We start from the raw sequence: 23,411 nt of genomic DNA on the forward strand, positions 1-23,411 counted from the left end.
GCTCGCCCGTAGGGCGCCTCGCCATTCGGTCCATTGGTGATCGGGAGCGATCATGCGCAAGTGTCGAGCGTGGTGTCTGATCGGGCTGTGCCTGATGTTATGGCATGCGCAGGAGAGCCCCGCTGCTGCTCAGGACAATTTCGAGGTCAGCGCCACGGTCATGCCCGGCTGTCTGGTGCAGGGCGGCAGCGCCCGGGGCAGTCGGTGGGGCGTGCTTGATTTCGGCACTCACAGTGCCCTGAGCAGCCCGGTCGTCACCACTGCGCTGCTCCCTTCCGACACCATTCGCCTGCAGTGCACCAAAGGACTGACGCTGTCGATGTCCATCAATCAGGGGCAGCACTACAGCGATGGCTTGCGACAATTACAAAACGCTGGCGGCGCCGCCGTGCCCTATCGCCTTTACAGCACCAGCGCTTTGAGCAACGAACTGTTGCCGGGGCAGGCGATGTCGCTTGCGGCGCCCAACGATGGGACCGACCTGCAGCTACCCATTTATGGCCGGCTGCAGTTGCGCCCTGATGACCCCCCGGGCCGCTATACCGATCAGCTGATCGTGACGCTGTCCTGGTAGTCACCGAGGAGAGGTAACATGACAAGAATCCTGACCGGTCTTTTAACCGCTGTAGTGCTATCAAGCCTTTGGCTGACAGCGCCTGTTACGCAGGCGGCAAGCTCGATCCTGATCTGGCCCATTAATCCTGTCCTGAGTGCCGGGCAGGGCACCCGGCCGCTGTGGCTTGAAAACCAGGCCAATATGCCCGCCACCCTGCAGATTCGCATTCTGCGCTGGCAACAGTTGCAGCACCACGACAGCTACCAGCCTCAGGAAGAGGTACTGCCCAGCCCGCCGATAGTCACCATTGCGCCCGGTGATCGACAGCTGGTGCGTCTCACCCTGGCCGGTGCCGCGCCGGATGCCGGAGAGCAGGCCTACCGCATCCTGATTGACGAGATCCCCGACGCACAGCAGCAGGCGTACGAGGCCCAGGGGTCACGCGTGAACTTTCGCATGCGCTATTCCGTGCCCTTGTTCGTGACCTCGGGTGAGGCCCCGGAGGATGCTGAACGCGTTGCCCAGGCGCTGCGCTGGGAGGTCATCAAGGAGGGCAACAAGCGTTATCTGCGTGTCCATAATGACAGCCGCAACCATGCCCGGCTGACCCGGGTCCAGATGGACAGCGCCATGCTGGCCGAAGGGCTTTTGGGCTACGTGCTGGCCAATGCCAGTCATCAGTGGCCGCTACCGGACAACATGCGTGCCGGGGAAAATCTGACGGCTACCGTCAACGGCGCCGAGCCCATCAAGCTGCGTCATGTCGAGCTGTAATGCGTCGGGTTGTCAGGCGGCGCCGGCACTGGCCGGGTTTCGTGCTGTGTCTGGGAGTTCTGAATGGCCATGTGCTGGCCGGCGAACTGCCGCCGCCCCCCGAGGCGGTGCCCGATATGATCATGACGCTGGAACTGGCGCCGGTCGTCAATGGCGCGGCCCGAGGTAACACCATTGCGGTGCGTTATCATCAGGGGCAGGCAACGATGCGCCGTGAGGATCTCATCAATGTAGGTGTGCCGGTGCCGCGTGGTGACGAGACGTGGCTGGATGAGGGTGCGCTGACAGATATTGATGTCGAATACGACGCGCCGCGCCAGCGTCTTCTGATCACGGTCCCCCCGGAGCAGCTGGAGCACCAATACATCGGTGCTCCGGTGCGTCAGCGCCCGCAGGCGCAGGCAGGGCGGGGAATGCTTTTTAATTACGATCTCTACTCAAGCCACCAGAGCGACTATCGCTACGCCAGTCTCTGGCACGAGGCGCGCGGTTTTGGCGAATATGGCGTGGTCTCTACCACCGGGCGCTGGTGGCGTACGCTCTCCGGGATGAATACCGGGGAGTCGAGCTATCTGCGCCATGACAGCTGGTGGCGCTATCACGACCCCGAGAGCCTGCACACCTGGCAGGTAGGCGACATGATCAGCGGCTCACTCCCCTGGAGTCGTTCGGTACGCCTGGGTGGGGTGCAGTTCTCGCGCAACTTCTCGCTGCGCCCGGATCTGGTGACCTATCCGCTGCCCACCTTTGAAGGCACCAGCGCCGTACCGGGCACGGTCGATCTGTTCGTCAACGGCTATCGCTCCCGCTCGCTGGAGGTCGACCCCGGCCCCTTTACCCTGACCGATGTGCCCTATATCAACGGTGCCGGTGAGGCCGTGGTGGTCACCGAAGATACCCAGGGGCGACGGGTGGCCACCACGGTACCCTTTTATGTCACCAGTGAGCTGCTCGAAGCCGGTCTCGCCGACTACGAGCTCTCGATCGGCGCACTGCGACGCCACTACGGCCGGCGCAGCATGGATTACGGTCAGCCTGCGGCCAGTGGCGTCTATCGCTATGGCCTGAACGATACCCTGACGCTGGAAACCCACGGCGAGCTGGCCGATGGGCTGAGCCTTGCAGGTGCCGGCAGTGTCATGCGCCTGGGGCAGCTGGGCGTACTGAACCTGGCCGTCAGCGGCAGTCAGCACGAAGGAGATGGCGGCTGGCAGCAGAGCGTGGGCTATCAGTACACGCGTCCCGGCTTCAATGTCGGGGTGCAGCACAACCGGCGCGAGACGGGATTCAGTGATCTTTCCGGTATCGGTCTGGAAGAGGCCGTTTACGGTCGCAGCAGTACCCAGGCCACCATCAGCACTGCTCTGGGGACGCTGGGCTCGGTCGGTGGTGGTTATTTTGATACCCGCAGTGTTGATGACACCCGCACCCGGCTGGTCAATCTGTCCTGGAACCGTGCGCTGTGGCAGCGCAGCAATCTGTTTGTCTCCGGTAACCGGGCGCTGGATGGCGGCCAGGGCTGGAGCATTACGACACAGCTGGTGATCTCCCTGGGCCAGCACGGCACGCTGGCCTCTGGCGTGGAGCGGCTGCCGGGTGAGGGCGGCTCGCGTCAGCGCCTTGAGTACAATCGCCCCGCACCGGTCGATGGCGGCGCAGGCTGGCGGCTGGGTTATGACCGGATCAGCCAGGGGGAAGACTATCGTCAGGCAGAACTTTCATGGCGCGGCGATCGGGTCGAAACCCGGGTGGGCGCCTTTGGTGATCGCGACAATACGACCTGGTGGGGCGAGGCTACCGGGGCGGTGGTGGCCATGGATGGCGACGTGCTGCTGTCTCGCCGGATCAACGACGCCTTCGTGCTGGTCAGCACTGAAGGGCAGGTCGGCATTCCGGTCAATTATGAACACCGCATGATCGGGCGTACCGATGACCGCGGCCATCGCCTGATCCCCTGGGTGACGCCCTGGTATCAGGCGATGGTGGACATTGACACCATGGAACTGCCGCCTGACATGCAGGCCGAGCGCGTGCGCCAGCCGGTCAGCGTGCGCGCTGGCAGCGGCTATCTGCTGCGCTTTCCGATCCGCCAGGTCCGGGCCGCCGGTATCCGGCTGGAAATGCCCGATGGTGAGCCGGTCGCGCTGGGCAGTATGGCCACCCTTGCCGACAGTGGCCTCCAGGCGCCGGTGGGCTATGACGGGCTGGTCTACTTCGAGCAGCTGGCAGCACGTGAACACCTGCGCATCACAACGCCAACCGGTCAGACCTGTGAGATCGAAATCACGCTGCCCGAGGATGACAATATGTTGCACACCCTGGGCCCGTATCGTTGTCAGCCGATGGCTCTTGAGCGCGAACAGGCGCTTTGGGAGAAGACGCCATGACGTGTCGCCAATGGCTGTGCGCCCTGATGCTCTGTGCGGGAGCGCTCTGCGCCCTGTCGGTGCAGGCAGACTGCAGCATCAGCAATCCCGTCGGTAGCCTGGGCAGCGTGCCCTCCACCCAGACCGGCCAGCCCTACCAGACCCGGGTCGCCGGTGGATTGAGCTGCACGGGGACGTCCCTTCAGCTTCGAGCGGCAGCCCGCGCCCGGGCGACCATTCTCGACACGAGCAACAACTTTGCGCTGGTCAACGAGGCAGGGGATCGCATCGCGTATGGTCTCTACAGCGATGCGGCCTTCAACAATCAGCTTTCGGGTAATACGCCATACGACTTTGTCGGATTGTATTCCTCCAATCTGCCCGAGCTTTTCAGCGGCCCCGGCGGCAGCGTACCGCTTTATGTTCGTACTCGACCGACCCAGCAACTCTCGGCCGGTACCTATCGCGACGTGGTCAGGATTCAGTGGGAATACAACGAGTGTATACAGCTCAGCCTGGCGGGGATCTGCTTGTCGCGCGGCACGACAAGAACGGCCATGGCACTTCTTGAGCTGAGTATGGAGATCACCCCGGACTGTCTGATCAGCGCGCCAAATATTCGCTTTGGCACGGCGCCACTGGTGGCAGGCTTCAGCACCGTCAGTCAGTCACTGTCACTGTTTTGTACCAAAGGCAGCAGCTTTCAGGTCGGTCTGAGCCCGGGCAGCAACCCCCTTGGTGGCGAGCGTCATATGGTCAGCAGCAGTGGGGAGCTGTTGCGCTATCGAATACTGAAGCCTGACGGCACCCCCTGGCGAGGCATCGGCAGCGGCCTGGCCCGCGGCCATCTGGATGCCGATCTCAACCCCGGGCTCGGCCTTGGCGGCGGCCCGGGCATTGGCGGTAGCCAGTCTCAGGGGTTCAGCTATCGCGCCGTGATCGACCCCGACCAGCCCACGCCATCACCGGGCACCTATACCGACCAGGTCGTGATTACCGTGCAGTTTTGAGATAGCAGTAAGGGTCGCTGCCGAGAGGTATTGATCCAAACGGGGGTTGGTGGAATGATTTCATCGGTTTTTCCTTAAAATCAAACCATTGATAAATCAGAAAAAATTCTTGTGTCTCGGAAGGCGAAACGCTGGTAGGAAAAGGGCGTTTCTTTTTGCTCTTTAAAAACAATAGTTTATGGTTAGGGCGTTCCCCGCACCCGCGGGGATGAACCGCATGTATTACTCTTGTTTTACAGTCGCGCAACGCGTTCCCCGCACCCGCGGGGATGAACCGTTTCGATCGTTGGGGAAGATGGCCTGCAGGGAGCGTTCCCCGCACCCGCGGGGATGAACCGGCGTATTGACTGGCCGTATTGGCGCTATAGCCGCGTTCCCCGCACCCGCGGGGCGAGATCGAACGTCAGGACGCCAGCCTTGCCCGATGCCGTCTCATCACCGCATGCCCCGCCGTAAACATCGCGCCGAGCGTCAGCATGGCGGCGACGGCCAGCAGGGCGTGCCGGCCCAGATGCTGATCCAGCGGGATGGCCAGTGCCGCCCCTGCCACCAGCGCGCTCCAGCGCACCAGCCCGTCAAACCAGGCCGAGAAGTTGCCCTCGGCGAAGGCACGTCCGGTCTTGACCAGCATGCCGGTCAGAAACGTGACCCCTGATTCCTTGCCACTGACCTGGTTGAGCACGCCCATGGCCGCGGCGATGAAAAGCACGGTGGTCAGGGGGTAGCCTTCACCCCGGGCAAAGGGTGTGGCAGCGCTCATCAATAGCGCCGTGAGCAGCAGGATCACCGTGGGGCGCCAGTGGCCCACCCGCATGGCGATCCAGGCGCCTGCCGTGGTCGCCGTAAAAAAGGTGGCAATGACTGCCAGCAGCGGTTTGAGATCGCCCCACACCCCATCACCAATGTCCCGCCCGATATGCGAGCTGTTGCCGGTCATGTAGACCGCCAGCAGCTCACGGCTGTGCAGATAGATCAGGGCATCCGTGGCGCCGGCCACCATGAACAGCAGGGCAAAGGCCGGAAAGGGAATCTTTCTGTCAAACATGGGGATACCTGCAGGCGATCATGACACGTCCGAGTGTAATGCCTATCGACCCAAAAGCGTTTGAGCAATGAACGCCAGGCCGCGCCTGATGAGCTGTCGTTCGATGATGGCTTCGACCTTCGTGGTGAAACGACCTTGGGGTCGGTGCAAGGGTCATAATGAACAGGGGCAGCGGGCGTGGGGCACAGTACACTGCCTGAAGGGTGTGTCACGTTCGATGGAGGGTGTCATGGCTTATCGCCTTGAGATGTCTGAAAGTACCTCAAAGGGGTTCGCGCGCATTGCCGCCGAGCAGATCGATCGAGCGCGTCGCGATATTGCAAGGCGCGATACGGTGGAGGGCATTCACAAGCTGCGCCAGCGCTGCAAGCGCGTTCGGGCCATTTTGCGCCTGGCGCGGCCGGCGCTGGGCAAGCACTACGCTCGGGAGAACCGGCGCTTTCGCGATCTTGCCCGTGCGGTGGGTGGCCCGCGCGATGAGCAGGTGTTGATCGATACCTTTGATGCGCTGATGGCCGCCCACAAGGGCCGTGTGGACCGACGCCAGTTCACCCCGACACGCCAGCAGCTGCTCAAGCGCCATCGCCAGGCGTTGGAGACATCCGCCCTGCCGGACATGGCATGGCTGGCAGCCGAGCTTGAAACGGCCCGTGACGCGGTTGATGACTGGGCGCCGGCCATCGATCGCTTCAGGACGCTGCGTGAGGGAATGGCCGAGACCTGTCGGCGCGCGCGTCAGGCGATGAAGCAGGCCGAAGGCGCCGATGATGAAGTGTACTTTCACGAGTGGCGCAAGCAGGTGAAATACCACCGCCACCACTGCGAGCTGCTCGTCAACGTCTGGAAGGCCCCGATGGAGGCGCGTGCCAAAGAGGTTCACCGGCTGGCGGACCTGCTCGGCGAGGAACATGATCTGGCCATGCTGGCTTTGGCGCTTGGTGATCCCGAGGCGGCAGCGCAGGGTCAGGACAAGGCAGAAACCCTGCTGGAGATGATTGCAAAACGCCGTGTGACGCTTCAGGGAGAAGCGCTGCTGCTGGGCCGGCGACTGTTCGCTGAAAAACCCGAAGCGCTGGCCAAACGGATCGGGCGTTACCGGGCAGTGGCACGCGAGGAGGCCCGGGAGGTCAGATCGACGGTCTCATGATCGACGCTGTCACTCAAAATGGCGATGATGAGCCCCCACTCATGAGCGCGGAGCCGACGGCATGGCAGGACAGCAGCATCACTATCAGGTGACGGTACTCTGGCAGGGCAGCCGCGACACTGGCACCACCGGCTATCGCGATTATGGACGCGAGCACGAACTGAGCGCATCCGGCAAGGCGCCCATTGCGGGCTCCGCCGACCCGGCCTTTCTGGGCGATGAGGATCGCTGGAACCCGGAGGAGCTGCTGGTGGGGTCGCTGTCGGCGTGTCACAAGCTCTGGTATCTGCATCTGTGCGCCGAGGCCGGTGTGGTTATTCTGGCCTACGAGGATCATGCCGAAGGCGAGATGGATGCCGCGCAGGGGCGCTTTACCCGCGTCACCCTACGCCCGCGGATCACCCTGAGCCGTGACAGCAGTGAACAGCGCGCGCTTGAGCTGCACGACAACGCCCACGAGAAGTGCTTCATCGCCCGCTCGGTCAACTTCGAGGTGGGTTGCCAGCCCGAGTTCACTCGACAGGACGCCTCCCATGGGTGAGCAGACCATCTGGTATCTGGAGATGCGTGACCCGAGCGAGCATCACGCCCGGGCACTGCCGGCGGCGCTCAACGTGGTCGAATGTGAGCTCCCCCGGTTTGCGTTCAACCGCTTTTTGTATGAGCTGGTCGGGGCACAGTGGCAGTGGAGTGAGAAGCTCGAAGGGGATCAGGGCGCGTGGCAGGCCATGGTCGAAAGTGATGCCCATCGCACGTTCGTGGCGTACTACCGCGGCGCCATCGCCGGCTACTACGAGCTGTATCGGCCCGATGGCGTCAACGTCGAGATTCTCTATTTCGGGCTGGTGGCCGAATGTATCGGCCAGGGATTTGGCGCCGGACTTTTGAGCCACGCCATCGAGCAGGCCTGGGGCTGGGCGGGCACCGAGCGGGTATGGCTGCATACCTGCTCGCTGGATCACCCGGCAGCGCTTGCGAACTATCAAAAGCGTGGCTTCAAGCACTATGACGAAGAGATCGCGCCCTGTTGACCCGCTGTTCCGGCAGAGCGGTTATGATGGGATCTGAATCGCCTCTGCCTTGATGATCGTTTCGAGATAAATCTCCATGTCGTCCGTGCGCGCCCCCGTCCTTCAACGCCTGCTGCCGGTCGCTTTGCTGGTGGTGGCCATGTGCTCGATCCAGAGCGGCGCCTCTCTTGCCCAGCAGCTTTTTCCATTGATTGGCGCCTCCGGGGCCACCTCCATTCGCCTGCTGCTGGCCGCTTTTCTGATGCTGATCATCTTTCGACCCTGGCGTCGACCGCTGACGCGCCAGGCCTTCAAGGCGATTGCCGTCTACGGTGTGGCGATGGGCATGATGAACTTTCTGCTCTATCAGGCGCTGGTCAGCGTGCCGCTGGGGATTGCGGTGGCGCTTGAGTTCACCGGGCCTCTGGCAGTGGCGGTGTTCACCTCGCGGCGGCCGCGCGATCTGATCTGGATTGCGCTGGCCATTGCGGGGCTGGCGGTACTGCTGTGGCCGGGCAAAAGCCTCGAGCACGGCATCGACCCGCGCGGGGCACTGTGTGCGCTGGGGGCCGGCGCGTGCTGGGCGCTCTATATTCTGTTCGGGCGCCGGGCCGGCAGCGGCAGCGGCACCCAGAGCGCGGCGCTGGGCATCACCATTGCCGCCGTCGTCATGGCGCCGATCGGGCTGGTCGAGGCCGGCACGGCGATCTTCTCCCCGGCGGTGCTGCCCATCGGGCTGACGATTGCGGTGCTCTCCACGGCGCTGCCCTATACGCTGGAAATGTTCGCCCTGTCGCGGATGCCGACCCACATGTTCGGCACGCTGATGAGCCTGGAGCCGGCCATCGGCGCGCTGTCGGGCCTGGTCTTTCTGGGCCAGCAGTTAACGCCCCTGCAGTGGCTGGCCATTGGCACCGTGATTGTGGCCTCGATGGGCACCACGCTGACCGCCCGCTCGGCGGCGCCGGCCCAGAGCTGATTTTCAACTGCCTGCTACGCCACGGGAGGATTCATGGCCGCAGTACTGCCCGTACCCCTGCCGCTGATCCAGGCGCCGATGGCCGGCGTCTCCACTCCGGCGCTGGCCGCCGCAGTCAGTAACGCCGGCGCGCTGGGCTCGATCGCCATCGGCGCTACCACGGTCGACAACGCGCGCGACATGATCGAGCGTACCCGGTCGCTGACGGACCGACCCTTCAACGTCAACGTGTTCTGCCATCGCACACCGGTCATCGATGTCGAACGCGAGACAAACTGGCTGACAGGGCTGGCACCGCTGTTTACCCGCTTTGGGGCCGAGCCGCCCGAGCGGCTGGACACGATCTATACCAGCTTCAATGACGACCCGGCCATGCAGGCGCTGCTGTGCGAGCAGCAACCGGCGGTGGTGAGCTTTCACTTCGGGCTGCCACCGCAGTCGGTCATCGATGCGCTTAAAGCGCGCAGTATCACGCTGCTGGCCACGGCGACCACGCTGGCCGAGGGTCGGGCGATCGAGGCGGCCGGTATCGATGTGATCGTCGCCCAGGGCAGCGAGGCCGGCGGGCACCGCGGTGTGTTCGCGCCCGAGCGGGGCGATGCCATGCTGGGGGTGCTGCCGCTGGTGCGCATGCTGGTGCAGGACACCTCCATACCCGTGATCGCCGCCGGAGGGATCATGGACGGGGCAGGCATTGATGCGGTACTGGCAGCGGGGGCGTGTGGTGCCCAGTTGGGCACCGCTTTCATCGCCTGTCCGGAGTCCGCCGCCAGTGACACGCACCGCGCCTGGCTTGCCGGGGCCCATTCAGGTGAGACAGTAGTGACATCGGCCATCTCCGGGCGCCCGGCGCGAGCACTGGTCAATGGCCATACCCGCGAGATCGCACCGATCGACATTCCTGACTATCCGCGCGCCTATCTGGCCGGCAAGGCGCTGTCTGCAGCCGCTTCAAATGCGGGCGGAGAGATGTTCAGAGTGTGCTGGGCGGGACAGGGGGCGGCGCTGTCGCGTGCACTGCCGGCGGGTGAACTGATCACACGGCTGTGTAATGAAAGTAAATCTATCATGTATTTATTAAAATACTCTTGAGTAAATAAGCGCTTATATAAAGAATGGGCTGTCCGGCGGTGGGCGACAGCATTCTTGTGATGAAGGGTATTGCCGTATCGAGCCGTCGTGAATCCTCATTTGATGCAGGGAGTAATCATGACAGGCCGGGCCCCGCAGGTTCGAGAAGTGCACCACGACGTGGTCGTGATAGGGGCCGGCGCTGCCGGCATCGCCATTGCTCAGGGGATTCGACGGCGTGCTCCCCGCCTGAATATCGCCATCATCGACCCGGCAGACCATCACTATTACCAGCCGGGCTGGACGCTGGTCGGCGGTGGGGTCTTCGAGGCCGAAAGTACCAGACGCGCCATGGCCGATGTGTTGCCCGGGGGCATGGCGCATTATGCGCAGCCGGCAGTCGCCATTGACCCCGACAAGGGCGCAGTGCTGCTGGGTAATGGCCGCTCGCTCTACTATCGCGCGCTGGTGGTGGCGCCGGGGCTCGAGCTTGACTGGGACGCCGTGGAAGGGCTGCCGGAGGCGCTCGGCCAGTACGGTGTGACCTCCAACTACCGCTTTGATCTCGCCCCCTACACCTGGTCGCTGGTGCAAGGGCTGCGCCGGGGGAAGGCACTCTTTACCCAGCCGCCCATGCCCATCAAGTGTGCCGGTGCGCCGCAAAAGGCGATGTATCTGGCCTGCGATCACTGGCAGCGCCGCGGCGTGCTGGGCGATATCGACGTCTCCTTTCACAACGCCGGCGGCGCGCTGTTCGGGGTGCCGGCCTATATTCCGGCGCTGATGGCCCATGTCGAGCGCTACGGCATCAACCTTGCCTTTCATCAGCAGCTGGTGGCCGTCGATGGGCCAAACCGGCAGGCACACTTCATGATTCAGGGCGCAGACAGCCGCCAGCGCGAGCACGTCGAGTCCTTTGACATGCTCCATGTCGTGCCTCCCCAGCGCGCGCCCGCGTTGATACGCGACAGCCGGCTGGCCAACGATGCCGGCTGGCTCGACCTGCACCCCAACACCCTGCAGCATCAGCGCTACCCATCCATCTTTGGTGCTGGTGATGTCAGTGCCACCCTCAATGCCAAGACCGCGGCGGCCGTGCGAGTCCAGGCGCCGATCGTGGCTGACAATGTCGTGGCGTATCTGCAAGGGCGCGAACTGTCAGCGCGCTATCAGGGCTACGGCGCCTGCCCGTTGACGGTATCGCGCGGGCGGGTGGTGCTGGCCGAGTTCGGCTATGGCGGCGAACTCATGCCGACCCTGCCGGGCTGGCTCAACGACGGCCAGCGCGCCACCAGCCTGGCCTGGCAGCTCAAGGCTTATGCCATGCCGACCATTTACTGGCAAATGATGCTGAAAGGGCGTGAATGGATGGTGTCCTGAGGCCCGCCATAATCTTTTGATCATGTTGAATGACAGGGGGTGCTTTAAGCTGCCGGCCACCGCTCTCAATGAGGATGCCCCGTGGCCGCTGGTAGTCTGTTAACCCTGCTTGATGATATTGCCACCCTGATGGATGACGTTTCCGTCATGACGAAAGTGGCCGCCAAAAAAACCACCGGCGTGCTGGGTGATGACCTGGCACTCAATGCCCAGCAGGTCACCGGGGTGCGTGCCGAGCGTGAACTGCCCATTGTCTGGGCGGTCTGCAAGGGCTCTTTGCTCAACAAGCTGATGCTGGTACCGGCAGCGCTTCTGATCAGTGCCTTTGCGCCCTGGCTGGTCACGCCGCTTCTGATGCTGGGCGGGGCTTATCTGAGCTATGAGGGCGTGGAGAAGCTGGCCCATGCCTGGCACAAGCGCCAGCACCCGCACACCGGAAAAAAGGACACCGCATCTGTTGAGCGCTCTGCCGAGGAGCAGACAGCCCTTGAGAAAAAGCGTATCAAGGGCGCGGTGCGTACCGATTTCATTTTGTCGGCAGAGATCATTGCCATTACCCTGGGCACGGTGGCCGATGCGGCCCTCATGCAGCAGGCGCTGGTGCTGTCGATTATCGCCGTGGTCATGACGCTGGGCGTGTACGGACTGGTGGCGGCCATTGTCAGGCTCGATGACGTGGGACTTTACCTCTGCCGCCGCAGTGCCGGCGTCGCACAGGCGCTGGGGCGTGGCATTCTGCGTACCGCGCCGTGGCTGATGAAGTTCCTGTCCATTGCGGGCACGGCGGCAATGTTCATGGTAGGCGGCGGTATCCTGACCCATGGCATACCGGTGCTGCACCACGCCATCGAGACGCTGACGCTGGCCGAAGGCGATATCCCCGGGGTGGGCGCCATTTTACAGCCCATTACGCCTACGCTGATCAATATGCTGGTGGGACTGGTGCTCGGCGCCCTGGTGCTGGGGGCGGTGTCGCTGGCAAGGAAAATGCGCGGGGCCCACTAGCCTCGGCCCCTTGAGACGATCATCGTCAAACGGATCAGTCCCCGTTGGCTGCGGGGGCTGTTATCACAGCAGGAGAAAAGCATATGACCATACCCGATAGTGTCGTTCCCGAGCGCAGCGAACTCGATGCCAGCCAGGAGCCGGTAGTCGTGGAATTCGGCACGCCATGGTGTGGCTATTGCAAGGCCGCGCAGCCGTTGATCAGGGAGGTGATTGATCAGGCAGACGGGGTGCGCCATGTCCGTGTCGAGGACGGCAAGGGCAAGCGATTGGGTCGGTCGTATCAGGTCAAGCTCTGGCCGACGCTGATCTTTCTAAAGGATGGGCAGGAGCGTGCACGCTGTGTGCGTCCTGACACGCGTGAGGCGCTGGAAGCCGCGCTGGCCAGCATTCTGGAATAAGAAGGGTGTATATAAAAAGAAGGTGACCCGGCATTTTCATCCATGAAAACCATGGCATCCTGCCATGTCGCTCGTCCATGAGCGTTGCCGGGTCGACGCTGCCTCCATGCAGTGTCCTTTCTTCCCTTGGCGGCCACCTTCGGGTTACCCGGTCAGGTGCCGGGCGTGAGCAACATGATTCCTTTCATCAGCCAGGTCCTTCTGTCCGGGGCCTTCCTGGCGCCGCCTCAAGCCACAGGCAATATAACGGCTTTGCCAAACGCCCAATAGATACAGATGCACTAGTGGGCTGGGTACATTTGCAGGGCGTGTGATGTCGTTGTTCAGCGACGGATCATCACCTCTCCTGAGGGTCCGGCCCGGTATCCAGCCCCTGCTGACGGGCGACGATAATGGCCTCGCTACGACTGTGAACATCAAGCTTGCGATACAGCGAGGCGACGTAATTGCGCACCGTGCTGTGCGCCAGTGCCAGTTCAGCGGCAATCCGCTTGTCGGACAGGCCCTGGCACAGCAGGGTCAGCACGTCGCGCTCGCGCAGGCTGAGGCTGATGGCAACAGGCACCGTGGCGGTGTCAGAGCGCTCGGTATTGCGCACGCTGGCCAGTTTTTCAACCAGGGTGCGGGTGAACCATGACGCGTCCTGCATGACGGTATCGATGGCCGTAAACAGTTCGGCTTCGGTGCGCTTGTGCTCGGTGATATCCACTAGCGTCATCAGTACCCGGTCACACTCCTCGATACGCACGATCGTGGCCGAGATCAGACAGGTCAGATGCTCGCCGTGCTGGTTGGTGACCTCACTTTCAAGGGCGCGCACGGGGTCGCCGGTCTCCAGCGCGGCAAGAATGCGTCGGCGGGTCTGAGGGTTCAGCTCTTCGAGTTGTCCGGTGGCGGGCACTGCCGGGTCGTGCCCCAGGGTAGTATTAAAGGCCTCGTTGACCTCAAGCAGCGCCAGTGTCCGGCAATCGGCCAGCGCCGTGGCCACCGGTGACAGGTGAAAAAGCGTTGAAAACTGCGCCTCGCTGCGACGCAGCGCGCTCTGGGCGCGTCGGGTCGGCTCCAGGTCGGTAAAGGTCAGCAGCATGCAGGCATCATCGTTGAACTCGATGGGCTGTCCGGCGACCACGACACATTTGCTGCCCCCCGTGGTGCCCGGATGCAGCACGGCCTCCATCTGCGGAATCATCAGGCCTTCACCAAGACGGCGAATGGCCTGATCGCGCCGGTCGGCGCCGGCAAAGACATCCAGCTCATAGATGGAGCGCCCGAGCACGTGACCCTCCTCAAGCCCGGTCATTTCCAGAAAGCCCTCGTTGACACGGATAAAGCGCTGATCGGCGAGACGGCATATCAGGGCAGGGGCCGGATTGATGCTGAAGGACTTTTCAAAGCGTTCCTCGGCGCTGACCCGCTCGGTGATGTCCTCGACCAGCAGGGCCGCCACGTGAGAGCCATCGCCGTCGGACAACACCCGCCCCCGAATACTGTGCACACGCATGGCCTCTTCCGGGCCCGGCAGCATGATGTCGACACTGACTTCATCAAAGGGGATGCCTTCCAGCAGTGCCACCACAGGTGTGTCCTCCTGCGAATGAGGCGGTCGGAAGCGCAGCTGAAAGCGCTCCCGGTAACCGGCAAGGTCAGCGCCCAGTGCCTCGATGCGCGATACCTCATGCATGGCAAGCACGGCCCGATTGGCCCAGCGCAGCGTGCCATCACGACCCAGCAGGATAACGCCTTCGCGCATCTCCTCGATCAGCTGATAAAGCGGTGAGTGAGACGTGTCACCGGAAAGGGGAATGTCAGACATGATCAATCCTGCGCGAGAGAGCCTGGAAGGGGGAAGGGCGCCATGATGATATGCGACCCCGGGCCTGAAAAGTACCGGTCAGTGCGCTGTGGCCACTATGCTGTGTCTGATCCGGCGTTCAATACACGCCATCCATGGCCGATACAGGGACGCAGACACCATGACAGATAACACAACGCCGATCTGGCAGCACCGACTGAGCGACTTTCGTGACACCGTGGCTCGAGAGCCGATGCCGGGCTGCGGTGCCGTGGCCGTGGTCAGCGCCGACCTGGGCCTGGCGCTGGTGCTCAAGGGGCTGCATCTGAGTCAGCAACATGACGCGACAGCGCCGCGTCAGGCATTGATCGATGAAGGAGAGTCACTCAAGCAGCGTCTGGCACCGCTGGCCCGGGAGGATGTGGAGGCCTTTGAAGTGTTCATGGCCGCCGTTGGCCGTGACCAGGACGATGAGGAGCGCTCTGATGCCATCCATACTGCCGCGGCCAGCGCCGTCGAGGTGCCGCTAAAGACCGCGCAGCTGTGTGACGCAGCGCTGGCGCTGGCGCAGCAGGCCGGTGAACACATCGAGCAGCAGTTTGTCAGCGACGCCATTGCCGGTGCCCGGCTGATCCATGCGGCGCTGCACGGTGTGCTGCTCAATGTGGATGCCAATGCCGGACAGCTGGGCAGTGACGCCGCTCGTGACCGGGCAAGGCTTTCCCGCGATGGCTTGGCACATCGCGCCGAGATGCTGCTGGCGGCCATCACGGCGAGCGCCCCGGCCTGAGCCGCGGTCAGCCCAGCGCCCGGGCGCGTTGTCGGCGCTGGGACAGCGCCACCGCGCCATCGATCAGGATCAGCAGTACCAGGCTGATGCCCAGTACCGGCAGGGCCAGGCCGAGCAGCACGGCGCTCACCACCACGGCCAGCGCTGCCGGGCGCGGCGCCCGGGCCAGCGCCTGGCCCAGCGTCACGGGTGTCATGGCGGTACTGGCGCGGGTCGGACGGCGGCGCCACCACATGGCATAGCCCAGCACCAGCATGATCACCAGCGCGCCGGCAAACACCACCAGCGCCAGCTGATTGAGTACGCCAAACAGCACGCCCATGTGCAGATCCACGCCCCAGCGGGTCAGTTTGGCGGCGAGCGGAAACGTTTCAAAGCGGGTGCGATCGATCACGGTCAGGGTGGTCGGATCGATGGCGGCCTCATCCACCTCGGTAGGCCACTCCCGGCCTACCTCACGCACCTTCCAGGCGCTGCCCGGTCCGGCGGCCGGCACAATCTCGATCTCGCCAGCCTCAAGCCCTTCGTCACGCGCGGCAGACAGCACCTGGTCAAAAAGGGTCGGGTCAAGGGCGTGATTCATCATGGCCATGCCATGGCCGGCGTGTTCTGCGTGATCGGCATGCTCGGCGTGCGGTCCCTGTTCGGCAGGGGTCACGCCGTCCAGATGGGTCGAGACCGTCGGCGTCTGCCAGCCGAACATGTGACGCAGCTCGCCGATATTGCCCCCGGCATACTTCGACCAGGTCAGCCCCGTGGCGGAGAAGAACAGAAAGCCGATCAGTGCCCAGGGGCCCAGCCGGTTGTGCCAGCGACTGGCGCGCTGGCCGGCGCTGTCACGCAGCATGCTGCGTCGACGCTTGAACCAGAGCGCCAGCCCACCAAGTGCGGCCACCCACAGCCAGGAGGCGGCCAGCTCACTGTAAAAGCGCCCTGGCTCGCCCAGCAGCAGGCTGCGGTGAAACTTGTCGATGGTGATACGAAACGCCGAAATGCCGCTGGTGCCATAGACCGGCAGGGCGCCGCGCACTTCACCGGTGACCGGATCGATAAAAAACGCCAGGTGCTCCCATTGGCCGACGCTCGGGTCCGAGAACATGACCCGGGTGGTCTCACCCGGCGAGGGTGCCGGGCGCACTGCGATGGGCGTGTCATCGCGTCCCAGTGACTGCTGGGCGGCGCGGATCTGATCGGCCAGCGGCAGTGGGGTGCCGCCATCGCTTTCGGTATAAAACTGCTGGTGATAGAGCGCCTGTTCGATCTGCGGCGTCAGGGCATAGAGGATGCCGCTGAGCGCGGCGGTCAGCATAAAGGGGCCGACCAGCAGTCCAATATAAAAATGCAGTCGGGCGATGAAGGCCCATCCCCACGGCTTGCGCACGGTCGGCGCAGTGGCGGTGTCGTGTGTCATGAAAGCACCTGTCATGGCCATGAATGGATATTCATGGCGCGTTCATTGATCAGCCTCTTCCGGTCAGAAGAGGGGGGAGAACGTGGTCTGGTTGTGCTTCAGACGGACAGGGGTGGGGCGCGCGACAGGGCGTTGGGGAAATGGGGATGCCGGGCGTGGCCCTGCAGAAGAGAAGGAACAGGCGCGGTGTCGGGCCCCGCACGACTGGGGGGCAGCGCCAGGGCGGCCTCCACCATCAGTGGGGTATGGGCCAGAAGTGAGCAGTAGCCACACTGGGCGAGATCCATATGGCCTGCCGGATGGGTCTCCCGGTATTGAACAGTGCCGGCCTGATGCGCTTCAAGGGTCTGCAGCCCGGCCATGACATGCCCGGCATGCATGCCGGACGTCTGATCATGCCAGGGGGGAGCGGGGTTGGTGCGCTCACGCTCATGGGCCAGCGCCAGTGTCTGTGAGAGCACCGGCGCCATGAAAATAACCAGCATTGCGGCCAGAGCCAGCCAGGCCGGAAACGAGCAGCGCAGACGAGTCATGGGTGGGCGAGGGTAGCGCCTGAAAGTGTACGGTTGAGGCCTGAGACCTTAACGCAAACCGACGCCCGGGGACATCCCGACAGGCAGTTGTGGCCTGGGTGATACTGAAATTCGGCAGGCGGCGCCGGTATGGCACGATCCGGAAGCCGGCCGGCGCAGGGGGCGCCTACTCTGGCGAAGGCGTTCCGTTGGCTTTCAGCGGCGTAGCAGGTGACGGCGTGTCGCTGTCATCGATCACCCTGAGCGCCACCGGCGTGTGAAGCGCCACGGTGCCATGGGGGAGATCAAACGGTTCATTGGCCGCACCGGTAATCAGGCGACGGCGCTCAAAGGCCACGTCGCTGCGACGGCCCAGATAGGTATCACACTCCCGGCAGTGCACGGGATCCTCGACCGGGCGCATATGGCCGGATCGGATGGTAATGCGTCGGCTGCCACAGTGAAAACAGCGGACATTGAGCTCTGTGGGCCTCATGAAACACCTCTGTAATTTATATATCCATGTTATGTGATAACGCTCGCTCTCCCTAGCATGAAATTGCCTTTTCATACTTCAAGCTCAGGCACTTGAGCCGTCCATTTCATGTCTTTAATGGTTTGGTCCGTCGTGCCCCTGATCATGTAATGCATCAACGCCGATGAGCTGCCCGTCCGGCGTCGGTATGCCCTTGCGGATCAGGGCCGGGAAGTCGGAAAAGGCATGCCCCCCGTTATCGGCCGCAAGCGCGCGGGAATTGATATGACCACGCGACTTTAGTTCGGAAAGCGCCCGGGAGGTGTCCAGTGCTTCAAGATCAAACAGATAGTCGGGCAGATAGCCCGACAGCAGCAGTCGATAGTCGACAGGCAACCCCGGGATGATGCGTTTCACCATGTCAAAGACCAGCGTGGTGCAGTTGCTGGTCAGGGTGTTGTAGAAGGCCGGCGTTCTGCGCAGGGTGTCTGCCTCAGCAAGGTAGGCCAGAAAGAGTTGACGGGCGGCGTCATCGGGCAGGGCCACCCGATAGAGATAGACGTCCTCATGACGCACGTTGGTGCGGGTGCGCACGATGTCATGCTCATCGGCGGCGATAAGGGCCATTTCGAACTGCTTGAAAAAACCACCGATGGCCGAGAAGGCTTCATTGCGCTGACGGCGAATCTCGACGGAAAACACCAGCTGCTGACCGTCTTCAAAGCCGAAGCTGACCAGCGTGTGGGCGATCATTGGGCCCATCCAGTAGGAGACGATCAGGTCGGTGGATTCAAGCCTGGAAAGATCGTAGGTGCGCGTTTCCCAGCGCTGGGTATAGCGATCCCGACTGTGCCAGTCGAAGTTGCGCACGTTCTCGAGCGTGACCTGATCCCCTTGGATCTCGGCGCGCGGCAGGCGCGCCACATCATCGGCCCAGTCACGATCTCCCCGTGGCGTGATGGTCTGCCACCAGACCAGCAGGGCCAACGCCGCGACAAGCCAGACGCCCGGTATACCGCGAGGCCAGCGTCGAAAGAGGGGCAGTCTCAGCGCTGCAAACGCGGCGCCCAGCCCCAGCAGGCCCCAGCCGATCATGACAGTGACAACCAGCGTCATCGGCCCGGGCAGCTGGTACCACAGGGCCAGGGCGCCCCACGCGGTGGTCAGCATGATCAGGAACGCACCGAGCGCGCGGCCTGTCCCGCGCAGTACAGGACGCCACCAGCGTTTCAGGAAAGAGAGCATGGAAGGGCTCCGGTGGTCGAGATCAGAGAAATTTTTGATCCGGGCATGATGTCGGATCCGCCGTCATGCGCCAGGCTTGAGGCCACGATAACGCATTGTCTGCATCAGAACCTGTCAGGAGAGCGCCATGGCCGTCCAGCCCCCCGTTGCCCAGGATGTTCGCCGCACCATGATCGCCGCCATTTTGCTGGGTATCGGCTTCATGGCGGCCATCGACGAGATCATCTTTCACCAGCTGCTGGCCTGGCACCACTTCATTGATACCGGCTCCACGGCGCTGGCGCTGGCCTCCGACGGCATCCTGCATACCATGGAGCTGGTGCTCTTCATTGTGGGTGCGTTCATGATGATCGAGCTGCACGGGCGTCGCGCCCAGGCCCCCGGCTATCGCGGTCCGGGCTTTCTGCTCGGCATGGGGGGCTTTCAGACCTTTGACGGCATCGTCGATCACAAGATTCTGGGACTTCATCAGGTGCGCTACGTCGAGCATGTCTGGCTTTATGACATTGCCTGGATCGGTGCGGGCCTGATCCTGCTGGCGATTGGCTGGAAGCTTTTGCAGCGCGCCCGTCAGGGTCAGGCCACCAGCCAGCACTGATCCGGCAGGGGCCTGCCCGTGACGTCACACTCGAGTCTGCACGACACCACCATGACCATGGGCGCGACCTCGGCGGTCGCGCTTTTGCTGATCGCGCTCGTGTGGCTGGCCTATCTCTCGGGCGTGTGGCGAACGCGCCGGCAAAAGCCCTGGCCCTGGTGGCGCACGCTGTTGTTCACCGCAGGCTGTGCAACGCTTGCCGTAGCCTTTTGGCCCTCACTGATGCACGCCGCGCATCAGGACGTGCGGATGCACATGGTGGTGCATCTGTTGCTGGGCATGTTTGCCCCGCTCGGGCTGGTGTTTGCAACACCCATGACGCTTTTGCTGCGCAATCTGCCGTCCGGCGGTGGCCGGCGGCTGGTGCGCTTTCTCGGTACGTGGCCGATGCGTGTGCTGACCCACCCCGTGACGGCCGCGATACTGGATATCGGCGGCATGTATCTGCTCTACATGACCTCCCTTTATGCGCACAGCCTGCACACCCCCTGGCTTTCAAACGTCCTGCATCTGCACTTCGTGATCTCGGGGGCGCTGTTTACCTGGGCGATTGCCGGGCCCGACCCGGCGCCGCATCGCCCGGGCTGGCGCACGCGCATGGCGGTGCTGTTCATTGCCATGGCCGCGCATGCAACGCTTGGCAAGCTCCTGTATGCGTTCGGCTTTCCCCGCGGCACCGGCGCCGATATCGAGGAGCTTCAGCAGGCGGCGGTGTGGATGTACTACTGGGGCGATCTGGCCGAGGCCGTGCTGGTGGCAGTCTTGATGCTGGCCTGGCTGCGCCGTCGCCGACGCATGGCGCGTCCTGCCGGTGCAGCATCTGACATGCGTCCGAGCTGAATTGCACCGTGGCGGGTCGATGATCGCGGCAAAATGGCGTAGACTGCGCCGCAAATTCCTTACCCCCTTTATGACCCGTGCGCCAGCCTGACACTGCGCGCGATCATGACGATACCGTGCGGGCCCCGTCTTGCAACTCGACACCCTAAAGCTTGGCTGCGAGCGCGATGAGCGCTGGCTCTTCAGCGATCTTGACTGGCAGATCCGCTCGGGGGAGCTGTGGCGGATCGAAGGCCCCAACGGGTCGGGCAAGACCACGCTGTTGCGCATTCTTTCCGGTCAGATGGCAGATTATACCGGCACGCTGTTATGGCAGGGCGAGCCGCTTGCCCGTTGTCGCGAGGCCTTCATGGCCTCGATGCTCTACATCGGTCATCGTCCGGGGATCAAAAAGGCCCTCACCGCGCTGGAAAATCTGGACTGGTATCAGGCCATGAGCGCGTTTGAAAAGCGTCGTGGCGTACGCCGCGACGCCTGCTTTCAGGCGCTTGCCGAGGTCGGGCTGGCGGGCTTTGAAGAGACGCCGGTGGAGAATCTTTCGGCCGGTCAGCAGCGCCGCGTGGCGCTGGCCCGACTGGCGCTGGGGCATCAGCGGCTCTGGATCCTCGATGAGCCCTTCACCGCGATCGACCGTGCCGGTGTACGCCAGCTGGAAGGCTGGATGATGGCGCACTGTCGGGCCGGCGGCAGCGTCGTGGTGACCTCGCATCATGACAGCGGGGAACTTTTGCCCTCTTCAGGTGTTCTTAAGAATCTTCGTTTTGATGGTCAGGGGGGCGTGCACGTTGACTGCTGAGCGCGCCGATACTGATCGTGTCCTTGATGCCCTGCCGGGGCTCTGGCAGGGGTTTTCGGCCACGCTGATTCGCGACTGCCGGCTGCGCTTTCGACGGCGCAGCGAGCTGGCCAATCCGCTGATCTTCTTTGCGCTGGTCGTCACGCTCTTTCCATTGGGACTGGCGCCCGACAGCACGCTGCTCTCCGGTATTGCCCCGGGGCTTTTGTGGGTGGCGGCGCTGCTGGCGGTACTGCTGTCGCTCGATGGTCTGTTTCGTGATGATTTTGACGACGGCACGCTCGAGCAGCTGTTGCTGGCGCCACAGCCGGCGGGCGTGCTGGTGCTGGCCAAGATCGTGGCGCACTGGCTGACCACCGGCCTGCCACTGGCGCTGGCCTCGCCGCTGCTGGGCATCATGCTCTCGCTGCCGGGGCACAGCATGGGCATCTTGATGAGCACGCTGCTGCTGGGCTCGGCCACGCTGAGCCTGGTCGGTGCCATCGGCGCGGCACTGACCGTGGGGCTCAGACGCGGCGGCGTTTTGCTGTCGCTGCTGATTCTGCCGCTTTATACGCCGGTGCTGATCTTTGGTGCCGGTACCGTGCGGCTGGCGGTAGAAGGGGCGCCGCTCGCCCCCTGGCTGGCGCTCATGGGCGCCATGCTTGCCCTGTCACTGCTGGCTGCCCCCTGGGCGGCGGCCGCTGCCCTGAAACTCTCGCTTGATGGCTGATCCAGCCCGAGCCGACCTGAACAACGCTGACCGATAATCATGTGGCCCATCATTCATAAACTTGGCTCCCCAAAATGGTTTTACACCATGAGCGGGCGCTGGCTGCCGTTTCTCTGGGGAATCGGTGCGCTTCTGATCACCGTTGGCAGTCTCTGGGGGCTGGCGTTTGCGCCGCCCGATTACCAGCAGGGCGACAGCTTTCGCATCATCTATGTACACGTGCCGGCCGCCATCGTGGCGCAGTCGTGCTTTGCCATGATGGCACTGTGCAGCCTGATCTTTCTGGTCTGGCGCATCAAGCTGGCCGACATGGCTGCAGGCGCGGCCGCCCCTCTTGGCGCAGCGATGACCTTCGGGGCGCTCTTTTCCGGCGCCATCTGGGGTGTGCCGACCTGGGGCACCTGGTGGGTGTGGGACGCGCGTCTGACCTCGATGCTGCTGCTGCTCTTTATCTATCTGGGCATCATGGCGTTGCGTGGCGCCTTTGCCAGCCGCGATGGTGGCGCGCGGGCGGCCGCCATTCTCACCCTGGTAGGCGTGATCAACCTGCCGATCATCAAGTATTCGGTGGTGTGGTGGAACACGCTGCATCAGGGCGCCACCTTCAGCATTACCGAAAAGCCGGCCATGCCGATGAGCATGTGGCTGCCGCTGCTGATCATGGTGCTGGGGTTCTATCTGCTGTTTGCCGCCGTCACGGTGGCGCGCACGCGCAACGAGATCATCAGACGCCAGCCGAGTGCCCGCTGGGTGCGTGCGCTGGCAAAAGGAGGGCGTCATGGCCTTTGATTCCCTGGCCGACTTCTGGGCGATGAACGGCTACGCCGCCTATGTCTGGCCGGCCTTTATCGTGGTACTGGGCGCGCTGGTGACGTTTGCCCTGGTGAGCGTTATCGAGCAGCGCCGGCTGCTGCGGCATGTGGCAGCACTGGAACGCCGCGAGGCGCGACGTCCGGCGCGATCAACGACCGCGACCGATGAGGAGATGTCATGAATCCGCGCCGTCGACAACGCTTGATCATCATTGTGGTGCTGGTGGCACTGGCAGGCATTGCCATTGGCCTGACGCTCTATTCGCTGCGCGCCAACATGAACCTCTTTTACTCCCCGACCCAGATCAGTGCGGGCGAGGCGCCCGTCGGGCGTTCGCTGCGTGCCGGCGGCGTGGTGCGTGACGACAGCGTCCAGCGCGACCAGCAGACGCTGGATGTGACCTTTACCGTGACCGACTTCGAAGAGGATGTGCCGGTGCACTATCGCGGCATCCTGCCGGATCTCTTCCGGGAAGGGCAGGGGGTGGTCATCGTCGGTACGCTCAACGAGCGCGGCTGGCTCGAGGCCAGTGAGGTGCTGGCCAAGCACGACGAAAACTACATGCCCCCGGAAGTGGATGGCGCGCTCAAGGCCGCCGAGGCCCGCAAGGCAATTCCCTCCGAGGCATTGTCGAGTACCGCTGCCACGACAGGCGGCAATGATGAACGTTTTTGAGATACACC

Annotated in this window: 26 protein-coding genes; 20 read left to right on the forward strand and 6 right to left on the reverse strand. The window is 63.4% G+C overall.

Translation table 11 applies throughout. The features are described 5' to 3' along the window. The first annotated feature begins 52 nt into the window (after window positions 1-52). Genes IE123_RS09210 through IE123_RS09225 form a run of 4 tightly spaced genes read left to right on the forward strand, consistent with a single transcriptional unit; the run spans window position 53 to window position 4,706 of the window. Window positions 53-574 (forward strand): Csu type fimbrial protein, encoded by a 522-nt coding sequence (locus IE123_RS09210; RefSeq protein ID WP_189517338.1) that lies wholly within the window; start codon window positions 53-55, stop codon window positions 572-574. A gap of 18 nt (window positions 575-592) precedes the next feature. Next, the gene (locus IE123_RS09215) at window positions 593-1,330 is read left to right on the forward strand and encodes a fimbrial biogenesis chaperone (RefSeq protein WP_189517340.1); all 738 of its coding nucleotides are present in this window, start codon (window positions 593-595) and stop codon (window positions 1,328-1,330) included. Next, complete coding sequence (locus IE123_RS09220) at window positions 1,330-3,717, forward strand: fimbria/pilus outer membrane usher protein (protein ID WP_189517342.1); 2,388 nt, start codon at window positions 1,330-1,332, stop codon at window positions 3,715-3,717. The genes IE123_RS09215 and IE123_RS09220 overlap by 1 nt, the downstream gene beginning before the upstream one ends. Beyond that, window positions 3,714-4,706 carry a Csu type fimbrial protein gene (locus IE123_RS09225; protein WP_189517344.1) on the forward strand — a complete coding sequence of 331 codons (993 nt, stop codon included), beginning with the start codon at window positions 3,714-3,716 and terminating at the stop codon, window positions 4,704-4,706. The genes IE123_RS09220 and IE123_RS09225 overlap by 4 nt, the downstream gene beginning before the upstream one ends. Before the next feature lie 403 nt (window positions 4,707-5,109). On the opposite strand, the gene IE123_RS09230 is transcribed toward IE123_RS09225, so the two are convergent. Further along, window positions 5,110-5,751 carry a YoaK family protein gene (locus IE123_RS09230; protein ID WP_189517346.1) on the reverse strand — a complete coding sequence of 214 codons (642 nt, stop codon included), beginning with the start codon at window positions 5,749-5,751 and terminating at the stop codon, window positions 5,110-5,112. 229 nt (window positions 5,752-5,980) lie between these two features. Between IE123_RS09230 and IE123_RS09235 the strand changes: the two genes are divergently transcribed. The 8 genes from IE123_RS09235 (at window position 5,981) to IE123_RS09270 (ending at window position 12,744) form a co-directional block, all read left to right on the forward strand. After that, a complete protein-coding gene (locus IE123_RS09235; protein ID WP_189517348.1) occupies window positions 5,981-6,898 on the forward strand; it encodes a CHAD domain-containing protein in 918 nt (305 codons plus the stop codon). 61 nt (window positions 6,899-6,959) lie between these two features. Further along, window positions 6,960-7,439, forward strand: a complete 480-nt coding sequence (locus tag IE123_RS09240) for an OsmC family protein (protein ID WP_189517349.1) — start codon at window positions 6,960-6,962, stop codon at window positions 7,437-7,439. Further along, window positions 7,432-7,929, forward strand: a complete 498-nt coding sequence (locus tag IE123_RS09245) for a GNAT family N-acetyltransferase (RefSeq protein WP_189517351.1) — start codon at window positions 7,432-7,434, stop codon at window positions 7,927-7,929. The genes IE123_RS09240 and IE123_RS09245 overlap by 8 nt, the downstream gene beginning before the upstream one ends. Window positions 7,930-8,005: 76 nt before the next feature. Continuing rightward, window positions 8,006-8,887 (forward strand): threonine/homoserine exporter RhtA, encoded by an 882-nt coding sequence (rhtA, locus tag IE123_RS09250; protein WP_189517353.1) that lies wholly within the window; start codon window positions 8,006-8,008, stop codon window positions 8,885-8,887. A 33-nt stretch (window positions 8,888-8,920) separates the two neighbouring features. After that, window positions 8,921-9,979 (forward strand): NAD(P)H-dependent flavin oxidoreductase, encoded by a 1,059-nt coding sequence (locus IE123_RS09255; protein WP_189517355.1) that lies wholly within the window; start codon window positions 8,921-8,923, stop codon window positions 9,977-9,979. Window positions 9,980-10,096: 117 nt separating this feature from the next. Then, window positions 10,097-11,338 (forward strand): NAD(P)/FAD-dependent oxidoreductase, encoded by a 1,242-nt coding sequence (locus IE123_RS09260; protein WP_189517357.1) that lies wholly within the window; start codon window positions 10,097-10,099, stop codon window positions 11,336-11,338. Between the two features lie 81 nt (window positions 11,339-11,419). After that, window positions 11,420-12,343 carry a DUF808 domain-containing protein gene (locus IE123_RS09265; RefSeq protein WP_189517359.1) on the forward strand — a complete coding sequence of 308 codons (924 nt, stop codon included), beginning with the start codon at window positions 11,420-11,422 and terminating at the stop codon, window positions 12,341-12,343. Window positions 12,344-12,426: 83 nt separating this feature from the next. Beyond that, window positions 12,427-12,744 (forward strand): thioredoxin family protein, encoded by a 318-nt coding sequence (locus IE123_RS09270; RefSeq protein WP_189517361.1) that lies wholly within the window; start codon window positions 12,427-12,429, stop codon window positions 12,742-12,744. Window positions 12,745-13,081: 337 nt separating this feature from the next. On the opposite strand, the gene IE123_RS09275 is transcribed toward IE123_RS09270, so the two are convergent. Beyond that, window positions 13,082-14,557: a helix-turn-helix transcriptional regulator gene (locus IE123_RS09275; protein ID WP_189517362.1), complete on the reverse strand. Its 1,476-nt coding sequence runs from the start codon at window positions 14,555-14,557 to the stop codon at window positions 13,082-13,084. Between the two features lie 160 nt (window positions 14,558-14,717). On the opposite strand from IE123_RS09275, the gene IE123_RS09280 reads away from it, so the two are divergent. Then, on the forward strand, window positions 14,718-15,326 hold the full coding sequence (locus IE123_RS09280) for a cyclodeaminase/cyclohydrolase family protein (protein ID WP_189517364.1): 609 nt from the start codon (window positions 14,718-14,720) through the stop codon (window positions 15,324-15,326). Window positions 15,327-15,333: 7 nt separating this feature from the next. Here the strand turns inward: IE123_RS09280 and IE123_RS09285 are convergent, their stop codons facing one another. The 4 genes from IE123_RS09285 to IE123_RS09300 form a co-directional block, all read right to left on the reverse strand. Beyond that, window positions 15,334-16,737, reverse strand: coding sequence for a PepSY-associated TM helix domain-containing protein (locus IE123_RS09285; RefSeq protein ID WP_189517367.1), 1,404 nt, complete (start codon window positions 16,735-16,737; stop codon window positions 15,334-15,336). 98 nt (window positions 16,738-16,835) lie between these two features. Then, entirely contained in the window at window positions 16,836-17,270 is a 435-nt protein-coding gene (locus IE123_RS09290; RefSeq protein WP_189517369.1) for a DUF2946 domain-containing protein, read from the reverse strand. A 166-nt stretch (window positions 17,271-17,436) separates the two neighbouring features. After that, window positions 17,437-17,745 (reverse strand): hypothetical protein, encoded by a 309-nt coding sequence (locus tag IE123_RS09295; protein WP_189517371.1) that lies wholly within the window; start codon window positions 17,743-17,745, stop codon window positions 17,437-17,439. 114 nt (window positions 17,746-17,859) lie between these two features. Continuing rightward, a complete protein-coding gene (locus IE123_RS09300; protein ID WP_189517373.1) occupies window positions 17,860-18,969 on the reverse strand; it encodes an Lnb N-terminal periplasmic domain-containing protein in 1,110 nt (369 codons plus the stop codon). Between the two features lie 127 nt (window positions 18,970-19,096). Here IE123_RS09300 and IE123_RS09305 point away from each other — a divergent pair, with 127 nt between their 5' ends. The 7 genes from IE123_RS09305 to ccmE all read left to right on the forward strand — a co-directional run bounded on the left by IE123_RS09305 (window position 19,097) and on the right by ccmE (window position 23,403). Continuing rightward, the gene (locus IE123_RS09305; protein ID WP_189517374.1) at window positions 19,097-19,567 is read left to right on the forward strand and encodes a DUF2243 domain-containing protein; all 471 of its coding nucleotides are present in this window, start codon (window positions 19,097-19,099) and stop codon (window positions 19,565-19,567) included. 18 nt (window positions 19,568-19,585) lie between these two features. Then, window positions 19,586-20,407, forward strand: a complete 822-nt coding sequence (locus IE123_RS09310; protein ID WP_229819677.1) for a cytochrome c oxidase assembly protein — start codon at window positions 19,586-19,588, stop codon at window positions 20,405-20,407. A 130-nt stretch (window positions 20,408-20,537) separates the two neighbouring features. Next, entirely contained in the window at window positions 20,538-21,203 is a 666-nt protein-coding gene (gene ccmA / locus IE123_RS09315; protein ID WP_189517375.1) for a cytochrome c biogenesis heme-transporting ATPase CcmA, read from the forward strand. Next, window positions 21,193-21,915, forward strand: a complete 723-nt coding sequence (gene ccmB, locus IE123_RS09320; protein ID WP_373295799.1) for a heme exporter protein CcmB — start codon at window positions 21,193-21,195, stop codon at window positions 21,913-21,915. Before ccmA ends, ccmB begins: the two co-directional genes overlap by 11 nt. A 39-nt stretch (window positions 21,916-21,954) precedes the next feature. After that, window positions 21,955-22,704, forward strand: a complete 750-nt coding sequence (locus IE123_RS09325) for a heme ABC transporter permease (protein ID WP_189517377.1) — start codon at window positions 21,955-21,957, stop codon at window positions 22,702-22,704. Beyond that, window positions 22,694-22,909, forward strand: coding sequence for a heme exporter protein CcmD (ccmD, locus tag IE123_RS09330; protein WP_189517378.1), 216 nt, complete (start codon window positions 22,694-22,696; stop codon window positions 22,907-22,909). Before IE123_RS09325 ends, ccmD begins: the two co-directional genes overlap by 11 nt. Beyond that, window positions 22,906-23,403 carry a cytochrome c maturation protein CcmE gene (gene ccmE / locus IE123_RS09335; RefSeq protein WP_189517379.1) on the forward strand — a complete coding sequence of 166 codons (498 nt, stop codon included), beginning with the start codon at window positions 22,906-22,908 and terminating at the stop codon, window positions 23,401-23,403. The genes ccmD and ccmE overlap by 4 nt, the downstream gene beginning before the upstream one ends. Window positions 23,404-23,411 lie beyond the last annotated feature (8 nt).

It is taken from the genome of Kushneria pakistanensis, from assembly GCF_014652795.1.
Taxonomy (GTDB): Bacteria; Pseudomonadota; Gammaproteobacteria; order Pseudomonadales; family Halomonadaceae; genus Kushneria; species Kushneria pakistanensis.